18 protein-coding genes are annotated in these 21,348 nt (G+C 48.1%); 2 read left to right on the plus strand and 16 right to left on the minus strand.

Going from position 1 to position 21,348, the window contains the following annotated elements; genetic code table 11:
- Window positions 1-68: 68 nt before the first annotated feature.
- Both ACG1BZ_RS03260 and ACG1BZ_RS03265 read left to right on the plus strand, forming a co-directional pair.
- A complete protein-coding gene (locus tag ACG1BZ_RS03260) occupies window positions 69-989 on the plus strand; it encodes a dimethylarginine dimethylaminohydrolase family protein (RefSeq protein WP_413664363.1) in 921 nt (306 codons plus the stop codon).
- A 215-nt stretch (window positions 990-1,204) separates the two neighbouring features.
- Complete coding sequence (locus tag ACG1BZ_RS03265; RefSeq protein WP_413664364.1) at window positions 1,205-1,984, plus strand: enoyl-CoA hydratase; 780 nt, start codon at window positions 1,205-1,207, stop codon at window positions 1,982-1,984.
- Window positions 1,985-2,029: 45 nt separating this feature from the next.
- Here ACG1BZ_RS03265 and glpQ read toward each other — a convergent pair whose 3' ends face one another.
- The 16 genes from glpQ to ACG1BZ_RS03345 all read right to left on the minus strand — a co-directional run bounded on the left by glpQ (window position 2,030) and on the right by ACG1BZ_RS03345 (window position 21,171).
- Entirely contained in the window at window positions 2,030-3,118 is a 1,089-nt protein-coding gene (gene glpQ / locus ACG1BZ_RS03270) for a glycerophosphodiester phosphodiesterase (protein ID WP_413664365.1), read from the minus strand.
- Window positions 3,119-3,283: 165 nt separating this feature from the next.
- Window positions 3,284-3,703 (minus strand): hypothetical protein, encoded by a 420-nt coding sequence (locus ACG1BZ_RS03275; protein WP_413664366.1) that lies wholly within the window; start codon window positions 3,701-3,703, stop codon window positions 3,284-3,286.
- 530 nt (window positions 3,704-4,233) lie between these two features.
- Window positions 4,234-5,865 carry a long-chain fatty acid--CoA ligase gene (locus tag ACG1BZ_RS03280; protein ID WP_413664367.1) on the minus strand — a complete coding sequence of 544 codons (1,632 nt, stop codon included), beginning with the start codon at window positions 5,863-5,865 and terminating at the stop codon, window positions 4,234-4,236.
- Between the two features lie 100 nt (window positions 5,866-5,965).
- Complete coding sequence (locus tag ACG1BZ_RS03285) at window positions 5,966-7,429, minus strand: M48 family metalloprotease (protein ID WP_413664368.1); 1,464 nt, start codon at window positions 7,427-7,429, stop codon at window positions 5,966-5,968.
- Between the two features lie 30 nt (window positions 7,430-7,459).
- Complete coding sequence (locus ACG1BZ_RS03290; RefSeq protein ID WP_413664369.1) at window positions 7,460-8,122, minus strand: hypothetical protein; 663 nt, start codon at window positions 8,120-8,122, stop codon at window positions 7,460-7,462.
- Between the two features lie 12 nt (window positions 8,123-8,134).
- Window positions 8,135-8,797 carry a hypothetical protein gene (locus ACG1BZ_RS03295; protein ID WP_282934292.1) on the minus strand — a complete coding sequence of 221 codons (663 nt, stop codon included), beginning with the start codon at window positions 8,795-8,797 and terminating at the stop codon, window positions 8,135-8,137.
- A gap of 23 nt (window positions 8,798-8,820) precedes the next feature.
- Window positions 8,821-9,825, minus strand: a complete 1,005-nt coding sequence (locus ACG1BZ_RS03300) for a VWA domain-containing protein (RefSeq protein ID WP_413664370.1) — start codon at window positions 9,823-9,825, stop codon at window positions 8,821-8,823.
- Window positions 9,822-10,904, minus strand: a complete 1,083-nt coding sequence (locus tag ACG1BZ_RS03305) for a VWA domain-containing protein (RefSeq protein WP_282934290.1) — start codon at window positions 10,902-10,904, stop codon at window positions 9,822-9,824. Before ACG1BZ_RS03305 ends, ACG1BZ_RS03300 begins: the two co-directional genes overlap by 4 nt.
- Window positions 10,894-12,198, minus strand: a complete 1,305-nt coding sequence (locus ACG1BZ_RS03310; RefSeq protein ID WP_413664371.1) for a hypothetical protein — start codon at window positions 12,196-12,198, stop codon at window positions 10,894-10,896. The genes ACG1BZ_RS03305 and ACG1BZ_RS03310 overlap by 11 nt, the downstream gene beginning before the upstream one ends.
- Window positions 12,199-12,236: 38 nt before the next feature.
- Window positions 12,237-13,031: a MotA/TolQ/ExbB proton channel family protein gene (locus ACG1BZ_RS03315; RefSeq protein ID WP_282934287.1), complete on the minus strand. Its 795-nt coding sequence runs from the start codon at window positions 13,029-13,031 to the stop codon at window positions 12,237-12,239.
- Between the two features lie 24 nt (window positions 13,032-13,055).
- Window positions 13,056-13,265 carry a hypothetical protein gene (locus ACG1BZ_RS03320; protein WP_413664372.1) on the minus strand — a complete coding sequence of 70 codons (210 nt, stop codon included), beginning with the start codon at window positions 13,263-13,265 and terminating at the stop codon, window positions 13,056-13,058.
- A gap of 9 nt (window positions 13,266-13,274) precedes the next feature.
- Window positions 13,275-15,365: an SUMF1/EgtB/PvdO family nonheme iron enzyme gene (locus ACG1BZ_RS03325; RefSeq protein ID WP_413664373.1), complete on the minus strand. Its 2,091-nt coding sequence runs from the start codon at window positions 15,363-15,365 to the stop codon at window positions 13,275-13,277.
- Between the two features lie 273 nt (window positions 15,366-15,638).
- Window positions 15,639-17,195 carry a hypothetical protein gene (locus ACG1BZ_RS03330; protein ID WP_413664374.1) on the minus strand — a complete coding sequence of 519 codons (1,557 nt, stop codon included), beginning with the start codon at window positions 17,193-17,195 and terminating at the stop codon, window positions 15,639-15,641.
- Between the two features lie 102 nt (window positions 17,196-17,297).
- Window positions 17,298-18,518 (minus strand): hypothetical protein, encoded by a 1,221-nt coding sequence (locus tag ACG1BZ_RS03335; RefSeq protein ID WP_413664375.1) that lies wholly within the window; start codon window positions 18,516-18,518, stop codon window positions 17,298-17,300.
- A gap of 17 nt (window positions 18,519-18,535) precedes the next feature.
- Window positions 18,536-19,330 carry a hypothetical protein gene (locus ACG1BZ_RS03340; protein ID WP_413664376.1) on the minus strand — a complete coding sequence of 265 codons (795 nt, stop codon included), beginning with the start codon at window positions 19,328-19,330 and terminating at the stop codon, window positions 18,536-18,538.
- A 542-nt stretch (window positions 19,331-19,872) separates the two neighbouring features.
- On the minus strand, window positions 19,873-21,171 hold the full coding sequence (locus ACG1BZ_RS03345; protein WP_413664377.1) for a hypothetical protein: 1,299 nt from the start codon (window positions 21,169-21,171) through the stop codon (window positions 19,873-19,875).
- Window positions 21,172-21,348: the final 177 nt, after the last annotated feature.

Consider the following 21,348-nt stretch of genomic DNA (forward strand, 5'->3'; position numbering starts at 1 on the left):
TCTGTCAACTCTCGGCGTTGCACTGTCTTTGTTTTGGCATAGTTGATAACAAGTTGGAATTTAGGCGAATGAGTAATTTTACTTTGAAGCACCGTCAGGATAACGGCGGTACGGCACCCCTGAGTGAGTGGGGGATGGATTCAGAATACGGCGTACTGAGAGATGTTCTAATTGGGCCTGTGGATAACTTCAGCTGGCGCACTGGTAATGCGAGTGCGCGACGTGCCGAGCGCCTCGGTATGAAGTTTGATCACAAGGTGGCGATGACACAGCATGGAGAGATGCTCGATGCCTACCGCCATGCAGGAGTGAATACGCACCTTATTCCAGCGGATAACACATTGCCCTACCAAATTTACGGTCGCGATTCCTCGGTAATGACCCCTTGGGGGCCTATCGTGACTCAGATGTTCAGCCCTTGGCGCCGTGGTGAGTGGGCGCCCATAGTGAAGAAATATGCAGAGCTGAATATCCCTATTTACGACATTATCACCGCAGGCTCTCTGGAGGGCGGTGATTTTATGGTGTTAGAGCCCGGCGTTATTCTGTGTGGCTACTCCGGCGAACGCACCAGCCCGCAGGGATTTGAGCAGATGAAAAGTTGGGTGGAAAAAGAGGGCTGGGAAGTTAAAGGCTACCAGTTCGATCCGTTCTTCCTGCATATTGATGTGATGGTAGCCATGCTTGCGGAAAAGCTGGCAGCAATTTGTGTTGATGCTGTTGAGCCGGAGCTGGTGCAGTGGTTTAAAAGCCGAAATATAGAGATTATTGATATTCCCTTCCCGCAGGTATTGGAACTTGGAGTGAATGTCGTTGCCCTGGGGAACGATCGAGTGATGCTACCTAAGGCCAATACCGGACTGGCGGAGAAGTGTCGCGCACATGGCCTGGAAGTTATCGACCCAGATATTTCAATGATTACTCCGGGGGGCGGTGGCGTTCATTGCATGTGCCAACCTCTGCGCCGGGATTCAGCCAATAAAGTTTGATTACTGTTGCTGGTTACCTAGAGGGCCCGGTCACTGGTGACCGGGTTAATCCCGTCAACGAAAGTGGTTGATTAGGAACTCGAACCTCTGGGAGTAGCGGTTAATATGAATCTCCTAAATAGATGGCCTACAGCGGATTAAAAGTGGCTTCCGTTGGGGTTCCATAATTAGGCTACTGAGAGTAGCCCAATCTACTTCTTACCCCGGAGAACAATATGCAAAGCGAATGCGCTGAAATTCAGGCTCAGCTTAAGGACCGCATCCTCGAGATTACGATTAATCGACCCGGTCGCAAAAATGCCCTGACTATGGCCATGTATACCGCGATGGCAGGGTTATTGAATAGCGCTGCTACAAACCCGGATGTTCGCGTCGCGATTATTACCGGTGCTGAGGGCATATTTACCAGTGGTAACGACCTGACAGATTTCCTGGGTGGCTCTGCCGAAGGGGAGGAGTCTCCGGTTTTCCAGTTTATGAGTGCTCTTTACCACTTCCCCAAGCCGGTAGTTGCAGCCGTTAATGGCCCCGCAGTAGGTATTGGTACAACCATGCTGTTGCATTGCGACCTGTCTTTTGCTGGAGACGACGCCATGTTCCAGATGCCATTTGTGGACCTGGGGCTGTGTCCAGAGTATGGCTCCAGCTACTTGTTGCCCAGGATCGCCGGCCATGCCAAAGCTTCTGAACTGTTATTGTTGAGCAAGCGTTTTAGTGCTCAGGAAGCCGTTGAATTTGGTATCTGTAATGCCGCAGTGGCGCCAGAACAGGCCATTGTTCGCGCACGTGAAGCCGCCGCTGAGTTAGCGAGGAAAGCTCCGGCTGCCCTCCGTTTAACTAAACAGCTTTTGCGCAGAGCAACTCTAGAGAAAGGGTTAGAGTTTATTCAAGACGAAGGCCGTTACTTTAAGGAGCGCCTCGCCTCTGATGAGTTTAAAGAGGCTGCTATGGCCTTTATGGAGAAGAGACCAGCGGACTTCTCCAAGTTTGATTAAGTAAAAAAAGGCCGCACTATGCGGCCTTTTTTCTGATTTCATTTTTTAACGATCCCTATGTCCCCGGGAAAGATAGTTAACGGCTCTGTCGGGGTGGTCGGTAAAGAGACCGTCAATGCGCAGCTGATATACAGCGAAATGCAGGAAGTCCTCGAAGCTTTCAAATTCTTCGGGAACCTTGCCTGTATCCGCGCGGAAGGTATAGGGGTGAACTTCTAGCTGTCTGCGGTGTGCCCGGCGGACAACACTGTTAGCTCTTGGTTGGCCATCCGTTACTTCCATTAACATAGGATACCAGGGGCCAATCCCATCTGCGTAGGTGGCGATTTTGCGCAAGCCCCCCTGTTGCAGCATCCAGTCATAATTGTACTTTTCAATTTCTCCATTCACTTCGACCAATTTTTCCCCCCAGTCGGTAGCGGCGATCAATTGAACTAATGATAGATCCATCCCCATGGAGGGCATCAGCTCAAATTTAACTCGCTGGAGCTCCTCTGCGTCAAAGCATTGGAAAAAAACTTTGTGATCGCGATCGGTATAGCCGTATTTCTTGAGTGATTGCAAGGCTATAGAGGCAATATCTTTTCCTTCCCAGTGATGGAAGTAGGGTTTTTTAATCTCCGGGTAGATGCCAATATCGTAGCCCAGGGATCGGTTAAGCCCCTGGATCAATTCCAGTTCTTCCTCAAAGGTGGACAGCTTAAAGCTAGATTTCCATATTGGAAATCTCTCAGGGTATTTTGCTTGAAGTCCATCCTCACTATCTATGAAGGGCTCTGATACCTGAAGCTGCTTAAGTTCGCTCAGGGTAAAATCGATAGTGTAAAAGTGACCATCATCGCGTGCACGCTGGGGAAAAACGTCGGCGACATTAGTTACACTATCTAGATAAATATCGTGCATTACGATCAAGTGATCATCTTTGCTGAGTACCAAGTCTTGCTCGATATAGTCTGGACGCATAGCGTAAGCCAGCGCTTTGGATTCGAGGGTGTGTTCAGGTAGGTAGGCAGAGGCACCTCTATGAGCTACCACAATAGTTTGTTTATTTCTCTGATCAAAGTTGTCCGCGCAGGTTAGTGTTGCGGCTACAGAAAAGCCAATCAACACTACTGATAGAAGGTTTTTTAACATGTGATAAAGGCCCGTGATGAATTGTGGGGCACTTTCTAGCAGAGAAATATGACAGGGATATAACTGAATACGAGAGCCCCGTCGGGGCGAGGCTTTCGCAGAGCGAGCGTAGAGCTATTCAGCGCGGCTTCGTCTATCTGATAGGCATTATGAACCCTGGACACTCTAATTTCTTCTCTCTTGAAGCTTGGCTTTGAAGGCTGCTCGATTTTCTTCTTGAAGCTTTTTGAACTCTGCTAATTGTTGATCCGTCAGTACGGTGGACATTTCACTGAGCGTAGATTTTCTGATAGCGGCCATTTCTTTGCCTAACTGGCGCTTCTCACGAAAGCTCATCTTTTGGATAGCGCCAGAGGGACTTTCTATGTTAACGCCGTATTTTGCAAGCACTTGGCGGCGTTGTTCATTGGCTGATTCCAGGATTGGCTTTACTTTTTCTACCTGCTCATCAGAGAGGTTAAGCTTGGCTTTAGTTGCCTCTAAGCGCTCCGCAAGTTGTGCGGCATGGTCATTATCTGCCCAAGCTAGGGTATTTGCAGAAATGGTAATTATTGCAGCGATTATCAAACTGAATAATTTCTTCATTGTGACTTCCTCGTTAATGAGTAAATGCCGTTGCTGTGAGGAGTATGATAATGGCTAGATTGTAAGCCAGTGCCATCCAACGCAAGGAAGTGTAAATTCCCTATTCCCTCTCATATGGACTGAGATATTCCAGGATATCCACAGTCAGATACTTCTACTCAAGATAATTCTAGACAATTCTGGTTGGCTAGTGCGCCTAGGTAAGTTAATAGAAGATAAACCGACATCCAGTCAGCCCGGGAACCATGAATCGATGAGGGTTAATAGTCAGCAAGCAAAGATTGTCGCCTACAGAGGAACCGGTGAAATAGAGGGTAAGGAGTAGCACTCTATAAAGGGCTTGCTTATAAATTGGTGTATCGTCTTGGACCGCTGGTTTAGGTATTAGTAGGAAGTTAGGCATTCTAAAACGGCGCTATTTCAGCGCCGTTAAAATCTAATCAAGACTTGAGGCAGGTAAAATTGCCTTGTTGGAGTACAACCGCTGTGCTATGCCGCGATGATGCCTGCCAAAAGCGTCTTAATCCCCTTCACACAGTGGCTTCGTGAGACCATAGATAGTCGGCATAGATTTCCCGAAGGTCTTTTTTGCTGACTTTGCCTGTAGCCGTATGGGGGATTTCCTTGGCAATGACACAGTCATCGGGAATCCACCAGTTGGCAAAATGCCCTTTAAAGGATGCCAGAATCTCCTCAGTTTTTAGTGTTTTGCCTTCAGCAGGAACAATGATCAGGAGAGGCCGCTCAGCCCACTTTTCATGGGCAACCCCAATAACAGCGGCTTCGGCTACTCCCGCCTGTGTCATGGCAAAATTCTCCAGCTCAATAGAGGAAATCCACTCGCCGCCGGACTTGATAACATCCTTAGTGCGATCAGTGATTGTCAGGTAGCCGTCAGCATCGATCGTGGCAACGTCACCAGTATCAAACCAGCCGTCTTCGGTAAGTGCTGACTCTTTGGATTGGTAGTAGCGCTCACAGACCCAGGGACCACGCACTTGAAGGGCTCCAAAAGCCAGCCCGTCTTGTGCCAAGGTATTTCCCTCGGGGTCTACAATACGCATCTCGACCCCAAAGCCCGCTCGGCCCTGCTTGAGCCTGAGGGCCTGTGCTTCGTCTTTAGAGAGGTTCTCAGGTATGCGGGCATTGTAGGTTCCCAGCGGGCTCATTTCAGTCATGCCCCAGGCGTGATGGGTATATACCCCATGCTTTTGCTCGAATTCCTCCATAATACTCCAGGGGCAAGCCGATCCACCCACGACTACTCGATTCAAGCTGGGTAGGGTCTCTTCACTTTCCCGCAGGTACTTGAGCAGGGCGAGCCAAACGGTTGGAACGCCGGCAGCGATAGTAACGGCTTCCTTTTGAATTAATTGACTGAGCGTTTCTCCACACCCCATTTTGGGGCCAGGTAACACGAGTTTTGCTCCAACAGCCGGTGCCGCATAGGGTATTGACCAGGCGTTGACGTGAAACATGGGAACAACAGGCAATATGGCTTCGTCCCTTCTAATCGCAAAGACATCTGGCATCAATACGCCGTAGGTATGCAGCATCAGAGAGCGATGGGAATAAAGCACCCCTTTGGGATTGCCTGTTGTGCCTGATGTATAACAGAGTGCTGCTGCACTCTCTTCCTCTAATTCAGGCCATTGAAACTCAGTGGGCTCTGCTGCAATCAATGTTTCATAGCAGTAAACATTGCTCAGGCTTGTGGCGGGCATATGTGCTTTATCAGTTAGCACAATGATGCCTTCAATCGAATCTAGATATTCTGCCAGAGATTCGATTAGGGGCATAAATAGTGGATCAATAAACAGCCATCGATCTGCGGCATGCTCAATAATGTAAGATATTTGCTCAGGGAAAAGCCGGGGGTTAATGGTATGGCAAACGAGCCCGCTGCAAGAAGTTGCGTAGTAGAGTTCAAAATGCCGGTGATCGTTCCAGGCAAGAGTACCAATTCGATCTCCATCATTGGCTCCAAGCTTTTGTAGTGCATTTGCCAATTGCGAGACTCGCTCAAAAGCTTGTTGATAGCTATAACGAAAATCGGGGTTATCCAAGGTAACTGAAACAATCTCACTATCCGGTGAGTTGCTTAGAGCATGCTTCATAATACCGGTGAGGATGAGCTGGGATTGCATCATCATGCCATTCATCACTTACTCCTTATTATTATCTTTTATTTTCAGATAGACACTAACCCTCCAAAATTTTGGGGGGTGATAGAAAAAGGATTAGGGGCTGATTCTTATAAAATTATTGAACGATCTTTATCCATTCTCCGGGCTTGGGTTCTCCTCGGGGATAATAACCATTTAAGAGGCGTAATTGCTCCTCTGCATATTCGCCGATTTCCATATGTTTTGCCAGGGAGGCAAAAGTAGTTTTTTCATTGGCCTGGACGTAGCGCAAGCGTTTGATGTCCTTCTCTTCTACAATGTCAGTTTGTCGTAGCGGCCTGAAGCTTCTAATGCTGGTCAGGAATAAATTGTCATATTTATCAATAGCTTCTGGATCTGAGTCTTCATCATTTGTGACTTTTCCCTGCAGTACAAATTGTCTGCTACCATAAAAAATTACCGCAATTCTGTCTGGATCTGCATCCTCTTTTTCAAGCGGTGGAATTTTTCCGGTATGGCCTTCAAGTCGATATTGATTGAGTTTCTCCCCTTTCTCCAGTTGTCGTAGATCGAACTCTGAGCGCAGAGCCATGTCAGCGGGCTGGTTGCCATCACGTTGGGTCACTGTAATGGTAATTTGTGCACTTTTATCAGGTGCAGAGCCGACAATGGCTGAACGTTGATTTTCTACCAACCAGCCATCGGGAAATAGAAGGGAGAAACCCAGCCGCTTGTGATTGTAGCGATTTTTAGTGGACTGCTGTGTGTTTTGTCCATATACAAGGCCATCTGTTTTTTCCCGATAGTATTCTACTTTGGTTTCTTTGTTATCTTCGGGAAGCTGGCCCGCAGCGTTTACAACTTCCTGTAGGCGAAGGTCATTTCTCGGGTGAGATGCAAAAACACCATGGTAAGTTTGCGGTTTCTTGCCCTCAATACGGGCACGGCGCCGGGCAAATGTCTCCTGATCCTTTAATAGCCCAATAACATTGATCATGGCCTGGGGATCATAACCAGCGTTGAACATATACTGGGCGCCGAAGCGATCCGCTTCCAGTTCCATCTCGCGGCCGTAGCCCTTCACAGCAGCTGTGCTATATAAATTTGCAACATCTCCGACTACACCACTACCGGTAACCAAAACTGACAGTACTGATACAACGCTGGCTCCGGTCGCAGCTGTTTTTTGCCTTACCGCATGACGGGCGGTGATATGGCCAATCTCGTGAGCTAGTACAGCGGCCATTTCAGCTTCTGAGTGCAGGTAAGTTAGAAGGCCTCGGTTGATGTAGATATACCCACCGGGAAGGGCAAATGCGTTGATATCCTGGCTGTCGATGATCGTAAATTGGTACTTGATATCCGGTCTGTCACTGGCGGCGGCAACTTTTTGGCCGACATGATTGACATAAGCGGTTAGGACTGGGTCTTTATAGATTGGAGTACTCTCTATCAGTTTTTCATGCATCTCTTTACCGATAGAGATTTCCTTGTCCTCTGACATTAGAACCAGGTCAGGCTTATTGGTGGCAGGGTTAAATGCACAGCCTGCACTGAGTATTAGGATAGCGCTGGCAAAAACACGCTCGATGAATTTCATTACCCCTGGCCTCCCGTAGCGTCTTAATTTTTATGAACTGGGTGTTACTGCTGGCATCAAGAATTGTTGGAGCTGCAGCGCCATTCCTTTACAGGCATTATTCTGGACCCTGGCGATTAGTGGTATTGGAACCACGATTGCGGGCATATAGGAGGTTCCTTTGGCATCTGCACTAAGTTTCCCAGACAGTTCGCGGTCCCTGAAATCCCATACTGCCGCTTCGTAGTCAGATTCTTTATCCCAAGTCCCAAAGCCAAAGCACCCTGCACCGCCGGTACTGATGGTACAGCTGATAGAGCCGGCACTGGCTGTGGTCTCTGTCGAACCATCAATCCAGACGATGTACTTCACTCCATAGGTTTCCATTCGCTCACGCACACTTTCATTTTCCATCAGGCGATCTAGGGAGCGAACATGCATAGGTGCTGTCCTGGGTTCAAACCAGGGGTACATAAGATCGACAAAGTCTTGCTCTGGAATAATGTTTACACCTAACTCAGGGTTGTGTAGTTCTCTACCAACACAGGCAATTAAATCAGGCTCTGTTTCATATTCACTGGAGTGACGGCGGCCCAGGATGACGACGGAATCTCCTTCGGCAAGCTCACCGTCGGAGCGCCGATACTCATCAATTACGACAGTGGTACAACCGCTAATAAAGATTATCGCTGCAACTAGAAGTGGCTTGAACACGATTTACTCCTCTTATTCAGCCTTTTTGGCTTTCACCTTGATTTCTCTCAGTGATAGCGATCGGCGTTTCCCTGAGAGAAAGGCCTGTAGTTCAGGAACTTTCCCAAACCCGGTATAGAGATTTGCTCCGGCATCGCGCAGGGCGATATTTATCGCCTGAGTTAATGCCTGTTCCTGGGACTGTAAAAATGCGGTAGGGGTTTTTCCGTAAGCGGTTATTACCCAGTTGGCAACCTGCCCGCCACTGGGGTCAAATGCGGTCATGTTGTATTTAATCCATACCTCAAAAATATTGACCCTTGTCTCTCTGGGCATTGTGAACTGCAGCTCTCGCACTTCTGGAACTATCACCAGTTCGACATTGGCGGGGACTTCTTGTGGATAACTGGATAGAGATACGGTATCGGTAAACATGGAACCCAATACTGTTTCAAAAAGATTTTTTTGTGCTCTGCCTGTGCTTATATTCCATTCTTCACGATCTTCACTGTCTTCTTTATAAGTGAAACTTTTAAAGTCCTCACTGAGGTAGAAGCCTACTGTTATTGGCAATTGATCGCCTATTGGGGCTGGGTAATTGCCATCTACCTGTACTGTATGACTGCAAGCACCCAGGAAGAAACTTACAAGAATAAGTACCTTTAGGTGTCCAAAAGAAGTCGACCTATACCTCATATGTTCCTCCTTGAATCATTTAACTAGCGAAAGTCATTCAACCCCACGAAAGTGCCGCCATTTCGATAGGTGAGTTCGCGCATAAGGGCCGCAAAGCGCAGTCCTGTGGTTTGTAGGTGTGGAGGGCGAGAGAACTGTACAGGGAATCCTACAGCATGGATTCTGATATTTCGTTTTCCCTCACCGTGCTTAGCATTTACCCGTTCGACAGCTAACATAACCCTGCGGATTGATTTTCCGGTGAATTCATCGCCAAGCACATAAATACTGATTTTCTTACTGGGATCATAAAAGCTGCGGACGGCTTTCTGGATACCTTCAACAGGGCTGGAGTTACTAAAAGGATTCCAGGACTTCAACCGCTTTAATATCGCTTGGCGGCGTCCTGGGGTATCAGGTATCCACTTGTTTCGATAATTGAAGAACATATAGTCCCCCATATCATTCATGACCTGGATACCTTTAACATTGGGATAAAGGTCTAGAGTATTGACCATCTCCGCCATCATTCGGTCCCAGCCGTAATTAAACATACTGCCGGAGGTGTCGATAATGAAGAGAATGTATTCGCTGTCGACAGGGATTCCGCCAATAACATTGTTTTTACGCTGGTAGTTCTCGCCCAGTAGGCGACGCATTTCATCAGTGATGGATTGTAGTGCAATGGTCAGCTCACCTTTGAGTTTGCCATCCTCACTTTGCCCTTCGGTTTTACTGGCAAATTCCGCTTGAAGTGCTTCCAACTCACCGCGTAGGTTGGCAATTCTCTTGCGCTCGATATCGATTTGTTCTCGCTTTGAATTTAGATCCCGGTTGATAACTGTGGTCTCACCACGGATTTCCGCCAGCTGTTGCTGTAGTTCCAATACCTGCCCTTCGAGGTCTACTTCAGCTTCCTCTAATACAATCGGTTCTGCAGTCTTGGCGATCATCAGCAGCAAAACAATTGCGCCAAATCCGCAGCAGATAACATCCAGGAAAGAAATGCTGAACTCCTCCTGGCGACGCTTTTTTTGTGCTCCTATCATGGCCAGTCCCTCGAAGGTGCAAGGAAAGAGCCTTTGCTTTGCATCGCCAGCTTCCAAAATTCACTAGCCGCAAATGGGTCCCCCTCCATAGGGGCAAGAATGACATTGATGGGGATATTCTTGGGGAGCACTTTAACCGCGCGCTTGAATAGACTGCGCCTGTCTCTACCCGAAATAGTGGGTTTTCTGGGCGCACTCATCCCTTGGGTCGGTAACCCATCGGTAATGAGAATAATGTTGTCGGGCAGTGGCGTCATAGCGTTAATAGCGTTAAATACTCTCTCTAGACTGGTACCATTTTCCGGCACTACTTCATCTAGCCCCTTGATAGCCTGGTCCAACTGGTCGCGGTCATCCACATTGAGCCAGCGATCTTCTGTACCGGCTATTGCGGCACGAAAAGAGGTATTAAAAGTATAGATCTGGTATTGGCTATCCCTGGGAAACTGAGCAGTAAGCCAGGAGACTGTGCTGACGGCCCTGCGCCATTTTTCAGTTTTGCGTTTTACCGGTGAAGACATGTTACGGGCGCGTATTATTTTAATAAGCTCGTCGCCGAGCATAGACGCCGATGAATCTAATAGTATCAGGATGCGATTACCGCCTAGGCGCAGGCCGGTGAGGTATTGACGATCTCCATCACCGACAAATTTGCGAACGTTATTTCCCAGCTTTTTATTTTCTTCCTCAAGGTTCTTTTTCGCCTGCTCCAGTTTTTTGAGTTTATCTTGTAGCCTCTTGATATCCTCTTCTTCATCGATACTGTCGATTTCAGCGATATTGCCTTTGGTTTCCTCTATTTGCTCCAAAATGCGTCTGGCAAGCCCTTGAGCCTCAACCAGTTCATCACTAACGACATCCAGAGTATTTCTGGCTTGAACTAAGTGTTCCTGTCCAAATTCCACCTCCTCTTCCAGAAGGTTCACCTCGGCAGTGAGATCTTCAGTCTCTACTTCAACTTGGTGATCGGAGCCGTGTTTGATAATAAGAAAAATTAACGCTACTGCCCCAAAACCACAGGACATGATATCGAGGAAGGACAGGCTAAATGTGGAAAAACGACGCTTTTTACGCCCCATATCGCTCCACGCTAATCGCAGTTATCACATCTTGATAATCTGCAACTCCAATTGTATCGCCGGCGTTGAGATTAACGGGTGACTCAATCTCTTTTCCATTGAGTGTGAGCTGAATTCCAGCATCCACCCGCAAAGCAAGTCTGCCGGCATGATTTGTGACTGTTGCGGCAGGGTGCTCCGGTGGTGTTGGGGTGACTTGAAATTTCTCGTCATGCCAGAAAACGAATAGAGGTTCCTGGGCGGCCAGTGCCTTGTGGCCAAAAAGTAAATGTGTCGCTACGGTTTCTGAGGATTTCTCTACATGCACCTTGACCTCGTTGGGGGGGAGGGCAGTGACAGAGTTGATCAGTTTCAATGTACTGCTATCACTGCGTAATTCTTTCCAGCGATGATTTATGGCATGTGCAATGGAGTCTCTTGAGAGAAGATGTACACGTTGGGCCAATTGAATTCCCCCTGGGATATCAGCCCAGCGATGGGAGATAAAACTCACACTTTGACTTTCCTCCAGGTTTTCAATCATTGCCCGTATACGAGAAAGGAGAGGGGTTGTTGCATCTTGAAGCTGCCGCAGGCTGATCTTTGCTGTTCGATCATCAAGTTCAGCTAGAACTTCTCCGTGACGCATCGCTCGATCAGTCCACTGGGGCATCAAATCATAGAGTTGCTGTTCTGATTCAGCTGAATGGAGAGGGTCAAATCGGCACTGCATAATAAATGCATCGGTAAATACGCGAGCCCAGGATTCCTGGAAGTTGTGTAGTCCTGCGTCGGCAACAGTTTCTACCGTTTTCACCGTGGCTTGCTTATCCACAGCAATCTTTGTTACCAGTGTCTGGTGGAGTTGTAGGTCGATATGCAGTTGGATTCCTGCAGGAGCCAAATTACCCAGGCACGCGGTTGCTGCATCAACAATGCCTACGATATTGATATCGCTGACTTTAATAACTCCCAGAAGTAAGGCCAGTTGTTCGTGGGTAAAATTGCCGGGAACAGCGAGAACAATTTCATCGGGAAGGTCACAGTGCTCCGCTATTTCCTGAAGGTGGCAGTAGACCAAGTCGGCATGATGGCGGCAGCGTTGATTTTCTGACTTTAGCGACTCGAGGCTCAGTCTTCTCCAAAACTGGTTGTTAACCTGAGTCGGATGGCTCCTGGCACGCATTTGAGCTGAGGTACCAATATGAATTTTATTGTGTTCAATAACTGCAATTCCAGGACTTTCCAGTACCTCGTTAGTATTTGAAAATACACGTAATCCGCAGTCATTTATTTCCAGGACGCCTTGTCCCATGGGTTTATTCCTCGCTACGACTTATTCAGGTAAAACCGCTAGCTGATTTTCAGAAAACGCAGTAAGCGGTTGTCACAGTAACTTTGTGTATCCAACACCAGGCGCTCCTGCATGAGTTGTAGCTGGTGAGTGAAAAACATAATGACGATACTAATTACCAGGGCGATAAAGGTAGAGTTAAACGCGACCCCCAGACTTACCGTCACGCCAGCTATATCCCCCTCTACGGCTCGATGCGCCTGTGATAATGCTTCGCCGATACCTCGTACCGTGCCAATAAATCCGATAGATGGAATAGCCCAGGTAATATAGCGAACCATTGCCAGTTCAGAGTCGAGTCTGTCTCCCTCAGTTTCGCAAACCTCTTTTACAGAGTTGGAAACGGCGGCGACATTCTTGGTAGAACCGAATCTCTGCAGGGCGGTGAGTAGTGCCCTGGGAACTAAATATCGTCGTTCCTCTTCAGGAAGGGCTTGTATCGGGCGGGATAAATCACGGGTATCCTCGGGAAGAATAGGAGTTCCCTCGCTGATATTAAGTAGAGCTTTGTCCAGTAATTTTCGTTCGCGAATGCTTCTCTGTGCCTTTAGTCCCATAATGGCCATTGCCCACAACATCAGAACAAAGCAGGCCTCTTGCTCATAGTCGCGCATCACAATGTAGATAGAGCGTTGTTGAACGTAGGTTTCCCCAGCGGCCTCCCTCGCCAGTTGCTCCTCAATTAGCGCATCTGCATTAGGGCGAATAATGGCGACATAAATCGCGTGGACCAAAATAATAGACCCCAGAAGAGCAAAGACCTGGAAGACAAAATCTGATGATTTAAATTTCATGGCGATACTCGCTAGAGGCTATTTCTATATATCTACGGGAAAGGAAACCGATAAGTCTTCGGAGATTTCTTCCGAGGCCTTATAGTCATCTGAATTACTTTTATTCCTAGTTATTGGTGCTTCTTTCTTTGGAATTACTGCCGCTGTTTGTTGGTTCTCTTCCGGCTTGTTTTCATCTTCTGCGTACGCGAAGTTGATAAATAGAAGCAGTAAGGTAAGTAATAAAAATTTCACACTAGTCTCCTAATTCACCCAGCGGGCAAGGCGGAAGCCAATATCATTACGAGCGGACTCTCCGTAATCACGGTAGGAGAGGCGTAATTCAGTCAAACCCGAATGACGCCAACTGGAACCACGGATTACATGGAAGTCCCCATCCTCCGGACCGACAGGGTTTTCTTCGATACGTCGGGATAACCCGGTCCCTATCGTGTATAGATCGTGAATCCATTCAGAGACATTTCCACCTAAGTCATAAATACCAAAAGCATTAGGACTGTAGCTACCTACCGGTGAGGTAGCTGCGTAACGATCACTGTAGGTGCGAAGGACTGCAGGAACTAGTTTTGTGGCAGTAGTATCTGCGTAGTTTCCGGAATTGTTCTTTATTGGTAGCTCATTTCCCCAAGGGAATTTTTTCATGGTGCCTTGATCGTATCGTGCAACCCAGGCCCATTCGGCTTCAGTCGGTAAACGATAACCGTTGGCTGCGCCATCAAAGCCCACAACACGTCCGGCTTCCGTCAAATAGACCGGTGTGAGACCGTCTCTTTCACTGAGCCAATTGCAAAATAGCACTGCCTCTACCCAACTGACATTTACAACTGGCAGATTGTCATTGTCGAGACTGACACCATTTACATGGCTTGAGGTGTGTAGGCGCTTGAAACGCCGATATTCCCGGTTGGTAACTTCAGTGGTCCCAATATAGAAAGGCCGATTTAGAGATACTTGACGCATAACCTCATTTGCCCGCCGCCCCTGTTCTCGTCGGGATGATCCCATGGTAAATACGGCGTTGGGGCGCATGAGCTTCATGGTGCCGCCAGCTGCGTGACGCAAAGTTGAGGGGGTTTCTCTCCAGCGCGCTTGTTCGGATGTAAGCAGTACCGCTCTGACAGTTTGCTCCAGTTTGGTGCTGGGAATGACACGAGTGTCAAATTCCTGGTAGCCCTGTTTGCGTACGACAATGTTATGGCTGCGAGCTGGTAGGTTAAAAGTTTGTCCACTGTTCCCGGCGTATTGACCATCAATGTAAACTTCCGCATCTGGAGGGACGCTACTGACGTGTACCCTGCCGTACACAGCATTTAGGTTTATATTCAGGTCACGCTGTGTGCCAGCACCGAGGTCAACAGTGTGCTCAATAGAGGCGTAGCCATCCTTGAAGAAGCGAAGTCTATGCCTGTGGCCGGAGGCCAATTCCAGTTCCAGTGGGGTATGACCGCGAAACTCTCCGTTGACTGTCACTCCCGCTCCCTCTGGGGTGGTAACAACGCGTAAAAGTCCATCAGCGGGTCCCAGGCTGACGGTTGCTAGCGTTTGATCGACACCGGCTGTAACAGCGACAGGAATATCGACAGTTTTATGTTCCGGCAGTGAAATGGACACGGTTCTGTCGCCCTGAACTAATTCGGTGGTCAGTGGTGTTCTGCCGAGAACTTTTCCTTCAACCGTGACCGTGGCCCCGGGAGGGTTGCTGCTGACGGTGATATTGGCCCAGGCCGGTCGAAGCGCGGCCTCCAGTGTGTGGGTATTGTCTAGCCCCTCAACATTGATTTCACGGGTGAACGGCAAGTACCGGTCTGATAGGACAGTCACACGCATAGGACCTGCGTTGATCGCTTCCACAAGACCATTTCTATTGGGTACTTCCCGTCCATTAATAAGGATTTTTACTGGTACAGGGGGCGTTGTTTTAACCTGTAGGTGGCCTGGAAGTTTTTCCAGGGAAACAGAGTGGCGACTGTGTCCGTCACGTTTTACTTCGACTTCGCCGCTCTGGGGTAAGTAGCCGTCGGCACTGATCGTGAATTGATAATTACCAGGTAAAACCAAATGGCCATCGCCCAGAGGGATGGCGAACCCACTGACCTTGATGCGGGCATCAACCGGGTTGGTATCAAAGATTAATGACCGCGCCATAATCAGATAGCTGAGTGCAAAAATAGCGAGTAAAAGGCAACCTGCGACAATCAATGCTCGCTTAGAAAGAAAGAGTCGCGCGCGGGTAGATTTTATTTGTACCGGGGTGAATCCAACTGGCTCAATCAGGCTTTGTTCCTGAACTGGCGGCTTTTCATCCTGGACAGGTACTGCTTCCTTCACTGTCATTTATGTTTCCCTATTGCTGGTACTTATAGATTTTTCGCAATGGCATTGGTTTGGCACGCATCGCTTTATGCTCAGTCAGCCTGACCAAAGGTGGGTACACAATTTTCTATCTGCAGAAAGCTTAGCTTGCTGGCGTAATCTGCATGGGGATTTATAGGGTGTTTGTCACAGAACACCTCGTTTCGCTCAGCTCAACGAGGTGTCTGTTGTCATCGCAGCTCATTACGGAAAATCTTATTTTTAGAGTTTATGCTGCTGTCTGGGTTCTCTCATTTAACTATTATTGGCACCGTTTATCCTTTCGGCACATTGGATAACAACTTCCGTTGTGGGCTTACCTGGTTTTACAACAAACTCTTGGCGAACGTCCCGGTAACCTTCTCTGGTACCAATGGCGATATAGCGCCCAGGTTTCAGCGCGATTTCCCTCTGGTCAAAATTACCTAATTTCCCTACATGGTAAATGGTGACACTGGTGGTTCGATCCGACTTGAATTTAACCGGTAAGGGGATCAGGGCTTGTGTCAGGGCATTTTCAAGGTCTTCAATTTGTCTTTGCAGCCTTGGGGTTTTAGTATTGAGTTTGCGAGCGTCTGTTAGTACTTGTCGGGCAAAATAGTTCCTTTTACCTTCGCCAAGGGTTAATGGATCTTGAATTAAGTCTTTTAACTGGTCATCCAGCTTTGCTCTGGCAGCAGCTCTAGCCTTGCCTGTTATTGCGTCCACCAGGCTAGAGTCCTTCTTGACCAGATCTGTATAACTTTTTAGGGCTCTGTGCCATTCTTCCTTGGTTTCTTCCATGCGGGCTTGTTGGAGGAGTTTTTCTATCTGCACTCTGTCAGCTTCATTTTGTGCTTGTGCTAAGCCGATATCGGGGGCTTTTGCTGTTGGCTTTAAGTTCTTTGCTCGATGAAAATAGGATTTTGCCGATTCAAATTTTTCTTCGGCAATTGCACCGTAGCCAGATGACATCGCGCTTTGATAATCCCTTTCTGTAATTGCACCCTCAACCTTTACTAATAGATCCTGAGCATCGGCTGTTTCTGAGTCGATCGCGAGAGATTTCTTGAGCTGTTCCTGAGCCAAATCCAATTTGGCCTGTTTAAATGCCTTTGTTCCTTGAGTTAAGTACCACCAAGCGAGGGGGAGTTTGTCGGCTCGCTCAATACCCTTAAGGCCTCTGGGATGGTTATTGGATATGGTTAATACCATCTTGAAAGCATCGCTGGCGGAATCCTTATCTCCCTGACTCAGAGCTCGATTACCTTCACTAATATGCGTCTCAATGCGCTCGGGAATACTATCTTTCAGGTACTCTAATGCCTGGAGTGATTCCCGGTATTTTTCGAGCGCTGCCATAAAATTGCGTTTGCGATAAATTTCATCAGCTTTTAGAGCCAGGTCTTCAGCAGAGTAGAATTCTTCAAAAGCCCATACTTCTACCTTTCGATCTTTGAGCTCTTCTTTGATTTCAAGAATTTCCTGGAGAACCTTTTGAACCTCCCTGCGCTGCTGCATTATTTCTGCATCGCTATAAGGAGATTTTTGGTTGCTCTCTACAGCTGCGCTGTTTCCAGGCTGTACGGAGACAATTGTATCGGCTGAACGCTTTGGTGGTTTTACAACTTGAGGAAGCCCCCAAAATACACCGACCAGTGCGCTTACCATTATCACCCCAAGAACGGCGGGCCAGTAGGACCTTTGCTCCCGTTGATGAATAGCGTTGGCAGTCGTTGACTTAGGGGATTTAGAGCTTTCCTCTCCGCCGAATGTGAATTCTGCGGGCTCTATATGAACTGTATCTTCCTTGGAGTTATCGCGGTGCTGCATAGTGATTCCGCCGTGTTATTCAATGACCCAGTGAAGATGTTGGGTATTCAGTAATAACTAATCACAATGATTAGCGTGCTTTTTGGGTACCTCTAACGTGATTTAAATGCTGTTACTGACTGCGCCAGTTTCGGCTTCATAGATTTCCTTGAGAATTTCCCGCCATTGCCGATACTGATTTTCAACAGTACCTGTGAGGGTAATAGTGCGATCTTCCAGCTCAACAATTTGCGGTTCTACCTCTGCCTCGATGGAGTCTCCTAATTCTTGCAGAGCTTCCAAATGCATCTTGGCATCGGATTTTCGGTCAAATGCACTTTTAACAAGATAGCCCCCGGCACCGATCCCAACCTGCCCAGCTGCCTGGGCGCTTCCAGTACCAGCGCCAGCAGCTGCAATACCTCCAATAATGGCTGCTGCTCCCATAATTGTGTGATTGCGGGCTTTGCGCTTTAACTCTCGCATCTCCCTTACTTCTTCATAGCTGCGGGCTCGCCATTCCTGATAGGGAACTTCCATACTTTTGGCGAAGGTGCCGTAGTACTCCTGCAGAGTGTCGACAAACAGATAATCTCTTTCCCGTATTTTTCTTACCCTCTGTAACATGGGGTCATTCTCTGCGGGTAAAGCACTTAAAAAATAGACACCCTCAGCACTTTGAGTTAAATAGCGATTGAATGCCTGGGGAGAAAAATCCCGTGCAAACCGCATCTCAGAAATTGTGCGCAGCTCTACGATTTGCTGATTTGAAAGCTTTTGTCGGTAATTCAGCATATCGTTAGCAATACGGTTATAGATTCCCTGAAAAGCATCTCCTTCAGTAGGGTGCTTTCGGTCGTAGGCATAGTGGGATGCGTTCTCTGAATACTGCTTGGTAAACCACAACTGCCCCCGGGAATCGGATACGGTGATTTCCACCGTCAGCTTTTCTCCATCAGATTGCAAAATACGCCCGGATACGGTCACATCAATATTGGTGCGGCTCGATGGAATAACCCTTACAGCTCCCCACCCCAGGCTGGACTGCAATGAATCGGCAAGGGTGACAGCCATATAGCGGGATTCAGCTTGACGAAGCTCGGGAAAAACAAGCTCATCTTCATCTGCTTGTGCTGTATCGAGACCTGGATTGAATTGAATAACGCCGACATCCAGCAGTCTCTCTTCGGGAACATTGTTATCTTCGATTGTTAGCGGAGTAAATGCGGTAGTTCTGACTTCGGTAGTGGTACAACCATTGATAACAACAAGAGTTAGTAAAAATGCTGCGACTCTTGTTATGAACTGATACTTAACCGGTCGGGTTTTTTGGTTGGTCGACATATCGGCGTTCTCCAAGACTACTGCGTTGCACTTTTATACTTGCGATACTCTTCCCAAAGCTTTTCGCGCAATTCGGGGTCAGTCTCGCGTGTGGCAGCTTCACGAATCTGTCGAGCTACGACGTCATCATCTGTACCACTGGGTATATCGGCAGGCACAACTGCCTGTGAACCACCGTGATTAAAATCACCTTTACGTCCAGAGGCGGGCAGTCCGGGACCGGTTATTTGTCCACTGGAGTTATTATTTTTGGGGCCGTTACCTGATGTTGGGCCTGCATTGGGGGGAGGTGGAATTTCGGCTTCTACAGATTGAATTAAGTCTTCTAGGGATTCCCCTGCTGGTGGTGCCTCATCCATCGCCTCTTCTTTATTTTCATCGGAGGCTGACCCCGGTCTGTTTCTTACAAAGTCACGCTCCCGCAAAATCATGCCGTCATAGCTGACCATAGTGGATTCAAACTGGCCCTCAAGTTCTGCAACGCGATCTGCCGATGAAGTGGGAGCTTCATTGGGGGCACTTCCGGAACGTGGCGAACCACCGCCGGGTTGCCCAGAAGCTGAACTGCTGGCAGGCGCGCCGCTGGCCGCTGAGCTACTACTGGATGAGCTGCTGCTAGAAGCTGAGCTACTACTAGATGATGCGCTGGAAGACGAGGATGATTGCTCCTCCTCAGAAAAATCAATTTCTTCGGGAGGCGTTCCATCTTCACCAGACGAAGGATCAGTAGGTTTCTCTCCATTTTGGCTGGTTTGTTCGGGATCCGTATAAATTGGTGACGATGGATCATTTGAACCGTTTGGGTCCGGCATTTGATCCCCAGGTGAACTTTGATCCCTCGACTCTGATCCGCTACTTCCACTACTGGAGGACTGGCTCTGTTCTGATCTTGCTGTAGGCATATTCGCACTGGGCTGGCTGGAAGAGCTGCTACTAGGCTGCCCACTGCTTGAAGCCGTTGATTGGCCAGATCTTTGCGAACTACTGCTGCTACTAGATTGCGATTGCGATTGTGATTGCGATGCAGAACTGGAAGATGAACTGGAAGATGGTAAAGATGGCATTGCTGGTGGCTGTGACTGAGTTTGTTGGCTCTTGCACCCACCGGTTAAGATCGCCGCCAAAGCAATTGGTACCAGTACATTTGACAAACAGCTGTGGCGGTGAATTTTTTCTACCGCTGCTCGAGGTGTCATCTCTTTCTCTCCTAGACTGTTTGCCGGTGTGACCGCGTGAGACACATGAAGTGTTTTTCCGGTACTAGCAAATGCTCAATGTGGAACTTTAAAAATAGTTGTTATTTGATTATTTGCGTAGATTCCACATCGAGCTGGTGTCAGTGGTGATAGGTTTCTCAGTCGAATATAAAGCGTTGCACAATTCCGCGGGTTTCCACCGCCTCTCCATCTTCAAACCTTGGTCTGAATTTAGCGCGTTTTAGAATGTTTCTAACTTTTGAGCGGATCTTCACTTTATCTGAAGGGTAAGCCCTGAGTATTTTTATATTCCTCGCCTTGCCAAAAGCCGTGACATCATAGGAGACCGTAATCCGGGAATTGGCTAGGGCTTTGCTGTCCGACTCCAAAACGGGGAGCGCGGGTAAAGCCACAGGCCGTCCAAATATGTCCTCAATTTCATCGTTAGAGGCACCGTTATCCCAAAGTGCCTTGTAGGCCTCACCGTAGGTTTGGCGTGCGGAGTGCCACTTGTTAAACATCATGTACCAGTCGCCGAGTTCAACTTTGGCTTTGGCTGAGGCTGCCGGGGGGGACTTGGGGTTTCTTTGGTAGACATCAACGATACGGGTAATGGCTTTTTTCCCGGTGTTAAAACTCTTCATCCGGTAGTGATCTAATTTGGTTCGCTGATGTGAGTCGGGGCCACTACCACCAAAGCTGGCGTTAACAAAAACTGGAGAGTTGGGTTCACCCTTATAGGTGGCCAGATAATAGTTAGTTGCTTTTAATCCGCGCAGGGCATCAACAAGGCGAAGGTCGGTGGAACCAAAGTTTTTTGTAATAATATCTACCGCCAAACTGTAAAGATTGGTTGCACTAATTAGATGCTCAAATAGCGTGTCCCCTTTTTCCTCCACATAAGCCTGTAAATGCCAACGACTCAAGTTGTTGATTACTGGCAGCATACGGGGGTCTTTTTCGCCGTAATTTTTCTGGTAGAGCCAGTAGAGGTACTGCTGGTTGTCGTTAGCTTCTTCCCACTGATTGAGCGCTATTTGACTCTCGATCAAGCGCTTGATCATAGGGATTTGGCTTAGTGAATAGAGCCCCTCATTGACTCTGCTAATCAGCATTGCACGACGAAATTCAGTGACAGCCTGCTCATGATCGCCAGCTTTCTGTAATGCGGTGGCCAGCCCCAAAAGCTGTTCATCAATACCGGCGCCATAAGCACCATATTGGGCTTCGAGCTCCTCTATACGTTCACGGTAATTTTCTACAGCCTCGGAGGGCCTTAGCTGTCGAGGTGTTTTCTTGAGTGGTTTCGAGGCGGCTTCAATAAAGGCTTTTGGAGGTGCATTAGTTTGGACTGCCACAGGTGCGCCATCGTCGGCCAGGGCGCCATTACACAGCAGTGCTGTGGCTGTAAACATCAAGCCGATAGCAAAGGAATTGCTGGTATCTATCTGTGTCACGATTGAACCACTTCCGTTTCATATTTGGCTTCACCGAATACCAAACAGCTGAGGTTGGAACCTGCACCTGTCAGTTTTCGGGTCTTATTTCCGCTCGCCCACTGCAACAGCGAATACGGCGGAAGTTCTCTCCTGAATGTGGTTCTCTCGACCCTGAGCGCATTGAGGGGGTATCCT

Source organism: Microbulbifer sp. CNSA002, assembly GCF_047324085.1.
In the GTDB taxonomy this organism is placed as follows: domain Bacteria; phylum Pseudomonadota; class Gammaproteobacteria; order Pseudomonadales; family Cellvibrionaceae; genus Microbulbifer.

Excerpts from the sequence above, each read along its gene's own strand:
- ACG1BZ_RS03260 (WP_413664363.1), top strand. The coding sequence starts at position 69 with ATGAGTAATTTTACTTTGAAGCACCGTCAGGATAACGGCGGTACGGCA.
- ACG1BZ_RS03265 (WP_413664364.1), top strand. The coding sequence starts at position 1,205 with ATGCAAAGCGAATGCGCTGAAATTCAGGCTCAGCTTAAGGACCGCATC.
- glpQ (WP_413664365.1), bottom strand. The coding sequence starts at position 3,118 with ATGTTAAAAAACCTTCTATCAGTAGTGTTGATTGGCTTTTCTGTAGCC.
- ACG1BZ_RS03275 (WP_413664366.1), bottom strand. The coding sequence starts at position 3,703 with ATGAAGAAATTATTCAGTTTGATAATCGCTGCAATAATTACCATTTCT.
- ACG1BZ_RS03280 (WP_413664367.1), bottom strand. The coding sequence starts at position 5,865 with ATGAATGGCATGATGATGCAATCCCAGCTCATCCTCACCGGTATTATG.
- ACG1BZ_RS03285 (WP_413664368.1), bottom strand. The coding sequence starts at position 7,429 with ATGAAATTCATCGAGCGTGTTTTTGCCAGCGCTATCCTAATACTCAGT.
- ACG1BZ_RS03295 (WP_282934292.1), bottom strand. The coding sequence starts at position 8,797 with ATGAGGTATAGGTCGACTTCTTTTGGACACCTAAAGGTACTTATTCTT.
- ACG1BZ_RS03300 (WP_413664370.1), bottom strand. The coding sequence starts at position 9,825 with ATGATAGGAGCACAAAAAAAGCGTCGCCAGGAGGAGTTCAGCATTTCT.
- ACG1BZ_RS03305 (WP_282934290.1), bottom strand. The coding sequence starts at position 10,904 with ATGGGGCGTAAAAAGCGTCGTTTTTCCACATTTAGCCTGTCCTTCCTC.
- ACG1BZ_RS03310 (WP_413664371.1), bottom strand. The coding sequence starts at position 12,198 with ATGGGACAAGGCGTCCTGGAAATAAATGACTGCGGATTACGTGTATTT.
- ACG1BZ_RS03315 (WP_282934287.1), bottom strand. The coding sequence starts at position 13,031 with ATGAAATTTAAATCATCAGATTTTGTCTTCCAGGTCTTTGCTCTTCTG.
- ACG1BZ_RS03325 (WP_413664373.1), bottom strand. The coding sequence starts at position 15,365 with ATGACAGTGAAGGAAGCAGTACCTGTCCAGGATGAAAAGCCGCCAGTT.
- ACG1BZ_RS03330 (WP_413664374.1), bottom strand. The coding sequence starts at position 17,195 with ATGCAGCACCGCGATAACTCCAAGGAAGATACAGTTCATATAGAGCCC.
- ACG1BZ_RS03335 (WP_413664375.1), bottom strand. The coding sequence starts at position 18,518 with ATGTCGACCAACCAAAAAACCCGACCGGTTAAGTATCAGTTCATAACA.
- ACG1BZ_RS03340 (WP_413664376.1), bottom strand. The coding sequence starts at position 19,330 with ATGCCGGACCCAAACGGTTCAAATGATCCATCGTCACCAATTTATACG.